Annotated in this window: 10 protein-coding genes; 3 read left to right on the top strand and 7 right to left on the bottom strand. The window is 51.9% G+C overall.

Annotated features, from left to right (window positions below; genetic code table 11):
• Nucleotides 1–24 precede the first annotated feature (24 nt).
• From AC1RVX_RS22655 to AC1RVX_RS22645, 3 genes are read left to right on the top strand one after another with little or no spacing between them, the layout of a single operon-like run.
• On the top strand, nucleotides 25–759 hold the full coding sequence (locus tag AC1RVX_RS22655; RefSeq protein WP_493218844.1) for a substrate-binding periplasmic protein: 735 nt from the start codon (nucleotides 25–27) through the stop codon (nucleotides 757–759).
• Nucleotides 760–794: 35 nt separating this feature from the next.
• Nucleotides 795–1,112, top strand: a complete 318-nt coding sequence (locus AC1RVX_RS22650) for a hypothetical protein (protein WP_493218843.1) — start codon at nucleotides 795–797, stop codon at nucleotides 1,110–1,112.
• Nucleotides 1,113–1,122: 10 nt separating this feature from the next.
• Nucleotides 1,123–1,740, top strand: a complete 618-nt coding sequence (locus AC1RVX_RS22645; protein ID WP_493218842.1) for a class I SAM-dependent methyltransferase — start codon at nucleotides 1,123–1,125, stop codon at nucleotides 1,738–1,740.
• A gap of 84 nt (nucleotides 1,741–1,824) precedes the next feature.
• Here the strand turns inward: AC1RVX_RS22645 and AC1RVX_RS22640 are convergent, their stop codons facing one another.
• The 7 genes from AC1RVX_RS22640 to aptA form a co-directional block, all read right to left on the bottom strand.
• On the bottom strand, nucleotides 1,825–3,081 hold the full coding sequence (locus AC1RVX_RS22640) for a Zn-dependent hydrolase (protein WP_493218841.1): 1,257 nt from the start codon (nucleotides 3,079–3,081) through the stop codon (nucleotides 1,825–1,827).
• Nucleotides 3,082–3,092: 11 nt separating this feature from the next.
• On the bottom strand, nucleotides 3,093–4,505 hold the full coding sequence (gene hydA, locus AC1RVX_RS22635; protein WP_493218840.1) for a dihydropyrimidinase: 1,413 nt from the start codon (nucleotides 4,503–4,505) through the stop codon (nucleotides 3,093–3,095).
• A gap of 204 nt (nucleotides 4,506–4,709) precedes the next feature.
• A complete protein-coding gene (locus AC1RVX_RS22630; protein ID WP_493218839.1) occupies nucleotides 4,710–6,158 on the bottom strand; it encodes an NCS1 family nucleobase:cation symporter-1 in 1,449 nt (482 codons plus the stop codon).
• A 179-nt stretch (nucleotides 6,159–6,337) separates the two neighbouring features.
• Nucleotides 6,338–7,612 (bottom strand): NAD-dependent dihydropyrimidine dehydrogenase subunit PreA, encoded by a 1,275-nt coding sequence (gene preA / locus AC1RVX_RS22625; RefSeq protein ID WP_493218838.1) that lies wholly within the window; start codon nucleotides 7,610–7,612, stop codon nucleotides 6,338–6,340.
• A gap of 1 nt (nucleotide 7,613) precedes the next feature.
• The gene (locus tag AC1RVX_RS22620) at nucleotides 7,614–8,972 is read right to left on the bottom strand and encodes an NAD(P)-dependent oxidoreductase (protein WP_493218837.1); all 1,359 of its coding nucleotides are present in this window, start codon (nucleotides 8,970–8,972) and stop codon (nucleotides 7,614–7,616) included.
• 136 nt (nucleotides 8,973–9,108) lie between these two features.
• Entirely contained in the window at nucleotides 9,109–10,608 is a 1,500-nt protein-coding gene (locus AC1RVX_RS22615; RefSeq protein WP_493218836.1) for a CoA-acylating methylmalonate-semialdehyde dehydrogenase, read from the bottom strand.
• A gap of 13 nt (nucleotides 10,609–10,621) precedes the next feature.
• Complete coding sequence (gene aptA / locus AC1RVX_RS22610; RefSeq protein WP_493218835.1) at nucleotides 10,622–11,932, bottom strand: omega-aminotransferase AptA; 1,311 nt, start codon at nucleotides 11,930–11,932, stop codon at nucleotides 10,622–10,624.
• Between the last annotated feature and the right edge of the window lie 83 nt (nucleotides 11,933–12,015).

Below are 12,015 nucleotides of genomic sequence, written 5' to 3'. Positions count from 1 at the left end.
ACAATCAGATCTGAAGGAATTGGTGTGAAAGCAATGTTTATCATGTGGACAGGTTTGTTCACACTTGCATTGTGCCTGACTGCAAACGCCCAAACCCCGCTGCGAATAGCCCGTATTGAAAAAATTCCGGATCAGTTCGTCGGCGGCGAAATTCTCAAAGCCGTTTACAAACACTTGAATATTCCCATTGAGCTAGTGGATCGCCCTGCAAAAAGAGCACTCATGGAATCAAGCACCGGCTTACTGGATGGCGAAGTGCAAAGAAACATCCACGTCGAAAGCCAATACCCCACACTGAAGGTGGTGCGCCCTGCCATCAATTATATTGAGCCCTCGGTATTCTCAGTAAAATACAGGTTTGAAGTCAAAGCCTGGGACAACATCAAAGACTATAGTATTGGTATCGTACGGGGTGTCGGCACATCAGAAGACGGCACCAAAGACATGAAAACCGTGTACATGGCGAACAACCTGGAACAGCTCATGATCATGCTGGCAGAAAACCGCATGGACGTTGCCGTGTCAGATTCATTTAGCGGTCTGGTCGCCATCAAGAAATTGGGTCTGGAAAACAAAATCCGCTTGCTGACACCGCCTTTGCAAAGAACCGAGATTTACCATTTTCTGAATGAAAAACATAAAGACCTGATCCCCAAAGTCGAGCAAGTCATCAGAACCATGCAAGCCAGCGGTGAACTGGAACAAGTACGCAAACAAATCATAGACAAATACCTCAGCCAGCCAGATGCGCAACAATAATCACTAGAACTCATTTCATCATCTTCAGAACAACAATGAAAAAAAGCATAAAAATCAGCCTCGCCGTGGTAGTCATCCTGGCCATCACCATCTACACACAAATCACCATCTTTGTCGTTCCCCCGATTGGCTTGCTGCCCACAGGGAAAACCGTCATCATCACCCGCTTCGACAAGACAGCTTTCATTGACAGCCCCGACGCCATGTGCGAAAGACTGCAAGATGGCGTCAGCCTGTTTTGTCGCGGCATGATGATGGGGACAGTCATCAAAAACTCCAAAATCCTCTTGCGCCTGCCCTACAGCCCCTGGCTGTACAGCATATCTACCGGCGGCAAAACCTATAACCGCTAACAGCAACGACATGCCACAAGTAAGTGGAACCGAAGGCTATGCAGAAGCCGCTGATTTCCTGATCGACAAATGGCAGGCAATTTCTTTTACCGACCAGCATTCACCAGTCATGCATCTGATACCTGCGACGCCATGCAAGGTTCTTGATGTCGGCGCAGGCATAGGAATGGATGCAGCAGCATTTGCAGCCATGGGTCACAAGGTGACAGCTGTGGAACCAATAAAAGAGTTCCGCACCGCTGGCATCGCCTTGCATGACTCACATCGCATCGAATGGCTGGATGACAGCCTGCCCGATTTATCCTTGGTAAGCAGCAGAAATGAACGCTTCGATCTGATCATGCTCAGCGCAGTTTGGATGCATCTTGATGAGCTGCAACGGCAACAAGCCATGCCCAGACTGGCATCGCTGTTGAGTGAATCTGGCTCGTTGATCATGTCGCTGAGACATGGGCCCGTTCCGCAGGGTCGGCGTATGTTTGAGGTGTCTGCGGCAGAGACTATATGCCTAGCAGCCGCCGCAGGACTGCAGACGATACTGAATGTGCATACGGAATCTGTTCAGAAAGGGAATCAGAATAGTGGGGTGATGTGGACACGGTTGGGGTTTCGTAAAATTTTTGGGTGAAGCTGTTTATTGATATGCACAAAGGGCCTTGCAATTGCAAGACCCTTTTTATTTATTGAAGCAGATAATGCTGGCGAATACTGATTACCCCACCACCCCAGCCCTCCCCAACATCGCATGCAACAACACATTACACCCCGCCTCCAGATGTTCTGACTTCGCATCTTCAATTTCATTGTGGCTGATGCCATCCTTGCAGGGCACGAAGATCATGCCTGATGGGGCCAGTCTGGCGGTGTAGATGGCATCGTGGCCTGCGCCAGATACTACGTCCATGGTGCTGTAGCCCAGGGTGGCTGTGGCTTCGCGTACGGCGTTGACACAGTCTGGGTGGAAAGGACATGGAGGGTAGTAGGAGACGCGTTCTACGCTGATGCTCAGGCCGCTGTCTTTGCTGGTTTTATCGACGAAAGCGAGGATTTCATTGTGCATGGTGTCGAGCAATTCTGAGGACACGTTGCGCAGGTCTATGCTGAATTTGACTTCGCCGGGGATGACGTTACGGCTGTTGGGGAAAACTTGGACCATGCCGACCGTGCCGCGACCATAGGGTGGGTAGCGGTTGCCGATATTGACGACTTCTTGCATGATTTTGGTGGAGATTTGCAGGGCGTCTTTACGCAGGGCCATGGGGGTGGGGCCAGCGTGGGCTTCCATACCCGTGACAACGCAGTCGTACCATGACAGGCCGAGCACGCCGGGGACGACGCCGATGACTTTGTCGGCGTCTTCGAGTACCGGGCCTTGTTCTATATGGGTTTCGAAATAGGCACCGATGGGGTGCTGGCCTGGTATTTCTGTGCCTTTGTAGCCTATACGTTCCAGTTCATCGCCCACGGTTTTGCCTTCGGTATCTTTGGCCGCGTAGGCTGTTTCAAGCGAGAATGCGCCACAGAATACGCCTGAACCCATCATGACGGGGACGAAGCGTGAGCCTTCTTCATTGGTCCAGAAGGCGACTTCTATCGGGGCTTCGGTTTCTATATTGTGGTCGTTGAGGGTACGCACGACTTCCAGTGCGGCCAGCACGCCGTAGTTGCCATCGAACTTGCCGCCGGTGGGCTGGGTGTCGATATGGCTGCCGGACATAATGGGTGGCAGTGCCGGATTCTTGCCTGCCCGGCGCATGAAGACATTGCCTATCTGGTCTATGGTGACGGTCAGGCCTGCCTGTTTGGCCCAGGACACGACGAGGTCGCGGCCTTGTTTGTCGAGATCAGTCAGGGCCAAGCGTTTAACGCCGCCTTTTGGGGTGGCACCGATTTGTGCCAGTTCCATCAATGAGGCCCAGAGGCGTTCGCCATTAATGCGTAAATCCTTGCGTAAATTTTCGGTAGTCATTTGTATTACTCCTATGCGCGCATTTTATTCAGCGCTTGAAACATGGGCGAGAAGGATGGACGTTTGATGTAACGCCCTGCCCCCATCTCTGCCATTAATTCACCTTGTTTGAAAACCAGTTTGCCACCGCTGATGGTGTGCGTTGGTATGCCCTTGACCTGGCGACCTTCAAAGACATTGAAGTCGCCTTTTGAAAATTGTGTTTTGGCTGACAGTGTTTTTGTACCCGCGGCATCCCACAGGACGATGTCGGCATCTGCACCTTCAGCAATCACACCTTTGCGTGGATAGATATTGAAAATCTGTGCGCAGTTGGCGGAGGTGACCTTGACGAATTCTGAAGGCGTTAAACGTCCTGTATTTACACCGGCATCCCACAGGACCATCATGCGTTCTTCTATGCCGCCGCAGCCGTTAGGTATTTTGGTAAAGTCGTCTTTGCCAGCGGCTTTTTGGGTGGCGCAGAAGGTGCAGTGGTCGGTGGCTGTCGTATGCAGGTTGCCGCCTTGTAGACCTTGCCACAAAGCCTGCTGGTGCTGGCTACTGCGGAAAGGTGGACTCATCACATGGCCTGCAGCCTGGACGAAATCTTTGTTTTTGTAGACGCTGTCATCTATAACGAGGTGGCCTGCCAATACTTCGCCAAACACGCGCTGGCCGTTGGCACGGGCGCGGGTAATGGCATCCAGTGATTCCTGGCAAGATACATGGACAATGTAGAGCGGCGTGTTAAGCACGTTGGCAATGGCAATGGCGCGCTGTGCGGCTTCGCCTTCTACCATGGGTGGGCGTGACAGCGGATGGGACTGTGGCCCGGTCATGCCTTTTTTCATGAGCTCTTGCTGCAGGACATAAACGAGTTCACCATTTTCTGCATGTACGGTTGGTATGGCACCGAGTTCCAGCGCGCGGGAAAAGCTTTTTACCAGAATCTCGTCATCGGCCATGATGGCATTTTTATAGGCCATAAAATGCTTGAAGCTGTTGACGCCATGTTCGTTGACGAGCTTGCCCATGTCGGCATGGACGGTGTCATCCCACCAGGTGACGGCGACGTGGAAGGAATAATCACCGGCAGATTTTTCTGCCCAGCCGCGCCAGGTGTTGAAGGCTTCCATCAGGCTTTGTTGCGGATTGGGGATGACGAAATCGATGATGCTCGTCGTACCGCCAGCCAGACCAGCGGCAGTGCCGGTAAAGAAATCATCTTGCGTGACTGTGCCCATGAAGGGCAATTGCATGTGGGTGTGCGGGTCTATGCCGCCGGGCATGACGTACAGGCCACCAGCGGCTATGATTTCAGCGCCCGCCGGGGCTTGCAAGTTGTCGCCTACGGCGATGATCTTGCTATTGTCGCAGAGGACATCGGCTTTAAATTCACGGTCTGCGTTGACGACAGTGCCGCCGCGTATCAGGATAGTCATAGCAGTTCCTTCGTTAATTCATTGGGTGTGCGAGATCATAGAGGTCGCTTCTCGTAGGTTGGGCGAAGTATCGTAGGTTGGGCTACGCTTCACCAGCCCAACACTCGGCTTTCAAAAACGTATACGTTAGTTTAAGCCCAGTGTTGGGCAGATAAAGCGATGCCCAACCTACGTTAATATCCCGTGATTTTGCACATTCAAAATTCAATTTTTCTTACCACTCATCAAACCCATATACACCACACCGGACAAGGCAAGGCCGACGAACCAGGCGTAGGTGTAGATGATTTTTAATACTTCGGGAATAGCCGGGAAACTGGCCGGGAAAGCCGCGTTCAAAAAACCCGGGATATTCGGCAAGACGCCGATCACGAAGGCAATCACGGCAGCCATGTTCCAGCCATTTTTATAGCTGTACTTGCCTTCATCCTGGTACAGGGCATTGACATCAATGTCTGTCTTGCGGATGAAGTAATAATCGATGATCAAAATACCGGCGATGGGGCCAAGCAAGGCAGAATAGCCGATCAGCCAGGTGAAGATATAACCCTGAGTGGATTCCAGAATCTTCCACGGCATCATGATCAGGGCGATGGAGGCCGTGATGTAACCACCGGTTTTATAAGAGATCAGCTTGGGGTTCAAGGCCGAGAAATCATAAGCCGGGCCGACGAGGTTGGCGGCCAGGTTGACGGATACCGTGTCTATCAGCAAGATCAGCAAGGCGATCAGCACGGCGACACCAGTCATACGGCTGGCCAGGTCTACCGGATCCCATAATGCTTTGCCGTACAAGACTACGGTAGCAGAGGTGACGATCACAGCCAGCAAGGCCAGCAACCCCATGGGTGCAGGCAAGCCTATGGTCTGGCCAAAGACTTGGTCTTTTTGCGATTTGGCGAAGCGGGTAAAGTCAGGGATATTCAGCGCCAGTGTGGCCCAAAAGCCGACCATGGCTGTCAGTGAAGGCCAGAACGTGGTCCAGAATTGTCCGGCTTTTTTACCGCCTTCAACAAATTGCGAAGGTTGATCAAGGATAGGGCCAAAGCCGCCCGCCTTGTTATAGACCCAGCCCAGCAAGACGAAACAGATAAGGATTTTAAGCGGTGCAGTATAAGTTTCCAGCTTGCGGATGGAGTCCATACCGTGGAAGATATACCAGAACTGTATACCCCAGAAAATCAGGAAGCAGATCAGTTGTGCTGCGTTAATGCCAAGTCCAGCAATGTTGTCGCCGCCCATCGGATGGCCGAGCAAAACGCCACCCAGGGTATAAATCATTTGCCCGCCAAACCAGGTTTGTATGCCATACCAGCCGCAGGCAACGATGGCACGCATCAGGGCAGGCAAACGGGCACCACGTACACCGAAGGAGGTACGCGCCAGCACCGCATAAGGGATGCCGTATTTGGCACCAGCATGGCCTATCAGCAACATGGGCACGAGCACGATGGCATTGGCCAAAAACACCGTCCAGACCGCCTGATAACCGGACATGCCACCTTCAATCAGGCTGGCCGCCAGCGTATAAGCCGGAATACACATGACCATACCCACCCACAAAGCGGCAAAGTGATACCAGCGCCAGGTACGCTGCGCTTCTGAAGTAGGTGCTAAATCCTCATTCCAAAGTTGCCCGCTTTGTGTCTGCATATACTCTTCTCCAGGTGGAATATTCGAAAAAATTTCAGGTGCAAAAGCCTTAGCAAACTTTATTCCAGATACAGATGATGTGCAAAATATCCCTTCCCCTTGAAGGGGAAGGAGTCTAAACACCCCGATTACTCAATCTGACAGAATTTATACCCCCACTATCCAGCAAGTACAAGCAATTATTTCAACACCGCACGCGGGTTACGCGGGTCTTGCGTCCAGTTCATATACGGCTTGCCGGTTGCCTGGGGCACCATGGTGATGCACTGTTCTACCGGGCAGGTGATCTGGCACAGGTTGCAGCCTACACACTCTTCCTTGATGACTTCGTATTTGCGGGTGCCATTGTCGGCGATCAGTTGCGAAATGGACTGGTGGGACGTGTCTTCGCAGGCGATGTAGCAGCGGCCACATTGTATGCATTTGTCCTGGTCAATCTCGGCAATGACGGCATAGTTCATGTCCAGGTATTTCCAGTCAGTCGTATTCGCTACGGCTTTACCGGCAAAGTCACTGATGCGTTCATAGCCTTTTTCATCCATCCAGCGGGACAAACCATCTGTCATTTCCTTGACGATGCGGAAACCATGCAGCATAGCTGCCGTACACACTTGTACCGAACCAGCGCCCAGTGCCAAAAATTCAGCCGCGTCACGCCAGTTGCCGATGCCGCCTATACCTGAGATAGGCAGGCCCTTGGTGGCTGGATCACGCGCAATTTCTGCCACCATGTTAAGGGCAATCGGCTTGACGGCGCTACCGCAATAACCACCATGCGTGCTTTGCGTGCCGACGATGGGGCGGGCGATCATCTGGTCAAGATCAATTGATGTGATGGAATTGATGGTATTGATCAAAGATACCGCATCGGCACCGCCATTGAAGGCGGCACGGGCTGGCACGCGTACATCGGTGATGTTGGGTGTCAGCTTGACAATGACGGGCAATGAGCAATATTTTTTGCACCAGCGGGTGATCATTTCCACGTATTCAGGCACCTGCCCTACGGCTGCACCCATGCCGCGTTCTGGCATGCCATGCGGGCAGCCGAAGTTGAGTTCTATGCCATCTGCCCCTGTGGCTTCTACCAATGGCAAGACTTTTTTCCAGGCTTCTTCTTCGCAGGGATACATCAGTGACACGATCATGGCGCGATCTGGCCAGTCTTTTTTGACCTGGGTAATCTCTTGCAGGTTCAGTTCCAGACTGCGGTCAGTAATCAGTTCGATGTTATTAAAGCCGATGACTTCACGGTTCTTGCCAAAGTGGGCAGAGTAACGTGAAGACACGTTGACCGGTGGTGGATCTTCACCCAGAGTCTTCCAGACGACGCCACCCCAACCTGCTTCGAAAGCACGTACGACGTTATAGGCCTTGTCAGTTGGTGGAGCAGAGGCCAGCCAGAAAGGATTGGGTGCCTTGATGCCGGCAAAATTAATCGAGAGGTCAGCCATATTACACCTTCGCTTTCAAATCATTATCAATCGCCAGCGCTGCCAGCTTGCCATGTTGGACTGCCTGTACCGTCAGGTCCTGCCCGTCAGCGATGCAATCACCACCAGCATAAATGCCAGGCACGCTGGTACGGTATTGCGCATCAACATGGATTTTGTCATTCTGCTTTTGCAGGTCTTTTGCCAGATCATCAGACAGACTGCTGCTGTCCATACTTTGTCCAATAGCCTTGAAAACCGCTTGTGCCGGGATGTCTATCGTTGCGCCGCTGGTTTGCAATTTTCCATCGACTTCTTTGGTACGGGCAAAACGCATACCACTGACCTTGCCCTCTTCATCACGCAAAATTTCTTGCGGCTGCGCCCAGGTGACGATGCGTACCTGATTGGCTTTGGCGATGTCTTGTTCGTGATGGGTAGCCGACATATGTTCTGCACCACGGCGATACACCAACGTGACTTGTTCCGCACCAAGGCGGGCGATTTGCACTGCCATATCAATCGCAGTATTACCGGCACCGATGACCACGCATTGTTTTGGCACTGGCAATTTAGTCAGGTCTGCTGCCTGGCGCAGTTCGGCAATGTAATCGACCGCTGCCATCAGGCCGGGTGCATCTTCACCTGTCAGACCGAGTTTACGGCTGGCACCCAGGCCCAGACCGAGGAAGACTGCATCATAATCACGACGCAAATCTGCCAGGTGCAAATTCTTGCCCAGTACCTGTTCATGCTTGACGGTGATGCCGCCGATTTGCAGCAAAAATTCAACTTCGCGCTGAGCGCTGTCTTCTGTCAGTTTGTATTTGGCGATACCATATTCATTCAGACCACCGGATTTTTGTTTTGCTTCAAAAATCACGACATCATGACCCAGGGTAGCAAGCCTGTGCGCGCAGGATAGTCCGGCAGGCCCACCACCAACGATGGCGATTTTTTTACCAGTGCTGGCAGCGCGCTGGAAAGGATGCTGTTCAAATTTTGCATTATCAAGTGCATAGCGTTGCAGCAGACCGATCTTGACTGGTGCACCTTCTGCATCATGATTGCGCACGCAGGCATGTTCACACAAAATCTCGGTCGGACAAACGCGTGAGCAACTTGCACCGAGTATATTTTGATCGAGAATGACTTTGGCTGCACCATTGATATTGCCAACAGCTATATTCTGGATAAAGCTGGGTACATCAATTTCTGATGGGCAGATGCGCGTGCATGGAGCATCGTAACAATAGAGGCAGCGTTCACTTTCTATCGCTGCCTGGCGCTTGTTCAGTGCCGGATTTAAATCAGTGAAATGCGAACGCAGCGTTTCCTGACTTTCTTCTGCCTGAGGTAAATGCTTAAGGGCTTCCAACATGGTGGCTCCAATCGATCTCTAATTACTAAATTCGTTTTTACTGCATTTATCTAAGCAAGTTTCGTGACAGCTAAACTTTTGAAAAAACTTACGCAATTGGTGCATATTTGCGTAAGTTAATCAACACATCAGTTCTTTACTTATTCTGCGGGAAGGAAAATTCTGCTCCCTTAGAAATACTGTCAGGCCAACGCTGCATGACTGCCTTGACACGTGTATAAAAGCGCACGCCTTCTGGCCCATAGATATGATGATCACCAAACAGGCTGCGCTTCCAGCCACCAAAGCTATGGAAGGCCATGGGTACTGGCAAAGGTACATTCACACCGACCATACCGACTTGTATCATGCGTACAAATTCACGTGCAGTACCACCATCGCGAGTAAAGACCGCCACGCCGTTGCCGTATTCATGTTTGTTAATGAGGTCTGCTGCCGCTGCCATGTCTGGCACACGCACTACGCACAAAACCGGGCCAAAAATCTCTTGTTTATATACCGTCATTTCTGGTGTTACATGATCGAACAAACTACCACCGCAAAAGAAACCGTCTTCATGGCCAGGCACCGTGAAGTTGCGGCCATCGACGACCAGTTTTGCACCTTCTGCCACACCTTCACCGATCAGGCTTTCTATACGTTGTTTGGCAGCGTGAGTAATGACCGGGCCCATTTCTGCATCCGGTGCCAGACCGTTATTGATCTTCAGTGATTTGACGCGGGCGGCCATGGCATCAACCAGTGCATCAGCCGCAGAACCAACCGCGACTGCAACTGAGATGGCCATGCAGCGTTCACCAGCAGAACCATAGGCTGCGCCCATCAGTGCATCGACTGCCATTTCCAGATCAGCATCTGGCATAACGACCATGTGATTTTTTGCACCGCCCAATGCCTGTACGCGCTTGCCATTGGCACAGCCACGTGCATAAATTGCCTGTGCAATCGGGGTAGAACCAACAAAACTGATGGCCTGCACTTCTGGATGATCAAGCAGCGCATCAACGACGGTTTTATCACCTTGCACGACGTTGAAAACGCCGTCAGGTAAACCGGCCTGTTTGAGCAATTTTGCATGCAACAAGGATGCTGACGGATCACGCTCAGACGGTTTCAAGACAAAGGTATTGCCACAGGCAATAGCGATAGGGAACATCCACATCGGCACCATGACAGGGAAGTTGAATGGCGTGATACCGGCGACTACACCCAGCGGTTGACGCATGCTGCAGGCGTCGATGCCACGGGCGATCTGCTCGGAATATTCGCCCTTCAAGAGCTGTGGAATGCCTATCGCAAATTCAACCACTTCTATACCACGTGCAACCTCACCCTTAGCGTCAGCCAGGGTCTTGCCGTGTTCTTGCGTCAGCAAATGGGCGAATTCATCTGTGTGCTGTTGCAACAGGTTCAAATAAGCCATGAGCACGCGGGCGCGTGACAAGGCGGGTGTATTTGACCAGGATGGAAATGCCTTGCTGGCGGCAGCCACGGCCATGTCCACGTCTTGCGTGGTACCCAGTGCTACTTGTCCCTGTACGGAACCCAGTGCCGGATTATAAATATCTGCATAGCGTGGCTGCACACTTTGATGCAGCTCGCCGTTGATGAAATGATTGACTTGATAGTGGGTCATGATGGTCGCCAGATTAATCGAGGTGTTTCAGAATGTCGTGCAGCTTGCCGAACAGTTGATCGATGTGTTTTTTCTCCAGTATCAATGGAGGTGACATGGCGATGATGTCACCTGTCGTGCGCACCAATACACCTTCAGCAAAAGCTTTCTTGTAAGCAGCCATGGCACGAGCACCGACTTTTCCTGGCATGGATTCCAGCTCTATCGCACCGATCAGACCGACATTGCGCAGGTCTATCACATGCGGCAAACCTTTCAGCGAATGCACGCCATCTTCCCAATAAGCAGTCATGCTTTGCGCATGTTCCAGCACTTTTTCTTCCTTGAATACTTTCAGGGATGCCAGGCTGGCAGCGACCGCCAGTGGGTGACCGGAATAGGTGTAGCCGTGGAACAGTTCTATGCCAGCCGGGCCAGCCATCAAGGCGTCGTAAATTTTTTGGTGGCTGAACACCGCACCCATGGGCACAACACCATTGGTCAGGCCCTTGGCTGTGGTCATCAAGTCGGGTGTAACATCAAAGTAGTCAGACGCAAACGGTGTACCCATGCGACCGAAACCGGTGATAACTTCATCAAATATCAGCAGGATGCCATGCTTGTCACACAGTTCGCGCAGACGTTTCAGGTAACCTTTTGATGGCAGGATGACGCCCGCAGAACCAGCCAGCGGTTCAACAATGACGGCAGCGATGGTGGAAATGTCATGCAGAGCGATCAGGCGTTCGAGTTCATCCGCCAGGTGCGTGCCATATTCTGGCAAGCCACGGGTAAAGGCATTTTTTTCCAGATTGTGGGTATGCGGCAGGTAATCAACACCGGCCAGCAAAGTACCAAATTGCTTGCGATTGGCAGGCAGGCCACCGAGTGACATGCCACCAAAACCGACGCCGTGATAAGCACGTTCACGGCTGATAAAGCGGGTACGCTGGGCTTCGCCACGGCTACGGTGGTAAGCCAGCACCATTTTCATTGCAGTATCGACTGCTTCTGAACCGGAATTGGTATAAAACACCTGGCCGAATTTGTTACCGCTATACTCAATCAATTCTGCTGCCAGCTCAAATGCCTGTGGGTGACCGATCTGGAAAGCTGGTGCGTAATCGAGTGTGGCCACGGCATCTTGTACCGCTTTCACCACAGTCGGGTGGGAATGTCCCAGCGGAACGCACCACAAACCTGCCGTACCGTCGAGTATCTCGCGGCCGTTCTGGTCGCGGTAATACATGCCAGAGGCAGAAGCCACCAAGCGCGGGGCCTCTTTAAAGTCACGATTGGCCGTGAAAGGCATCCAATAGGAATTCAGTTGTTGTTTGTTGAGCATGGGCTTCTCCTGAAAACAATTTACCAAGTGGTAAAAATATGCTGAAATGCTAAATAAGCATATGCAGTAATGACATATACAGC

The organism is Undibacterium sp. GW821-FHT11B02, from assembly GCF_058808955.1.
Note: the sequence above shows the minus strand (reverse complement) of the source record. Positions and strands in the feature narration are given on the sequence as shown.

Coding starts and splice junctions, on each gene's coding strand:
- AC1RVX_RS22650 (WP_493218843.1), top strand. CDS start 795: ATGAAAAAAAGCATAAAAATCAGCCTCGCCGTGGTAGTCATCCTGGCC.
- AC1RVX_RS22645 (WP_493218842.1), top strand. CDS start 1,123: ATGCCACAAGTAAGTGGAACCGAAGGCTATGCAGAAGCCGCTGATTTC.
- AC1RVX_RS22640 (WP_493218841.1), bottom strand. CDS start 3,081: ATGACTACCGAAAATTTACGCAAGGATTTACGCATTAATGGCGAACGC.
- hydA (WP_493218840.1), bottom strand. CDS start 4,505: ATGACTATCCTGATACGCGGCGGCACTGTCGTCAACGCAGACCGTGAA.
- AC1RVX_RS22630 (WP_493218839.1), bottom strand. CDS start 6,158: ATGCAGACACAAAGCGGGCAACTTTGGAATGAGGATTTAGCACCTACT.
- preA (WP_493218838.1), bottom strand. CDS start 7,612: ATGGCTGACCTCTCGATTAATTTTGCCGGCATCAAGGCACCCAATCCT.
- AC1RVX_RS22620 (WP_493218837.1), bottom strand. CDS start 8,972: ATGTTGGAAGCCCTTAAGCATTTACCTCAGGCAGAAGAAAGTCAGGAA.
- AC1RVX_RS22615 (WP_493218836.1), bottom strand. CDS start 10,608: ATGACCCACTATCAAGTCAATCATTTCATCAACGGCGAGCTGCATCAA.
- aptA (WP_493218835.1), bottom strand. CDS start 11,932: ATGCTCAACAAACAACAACTGAATTCCTATTGGATGCCTTTCACGGCC.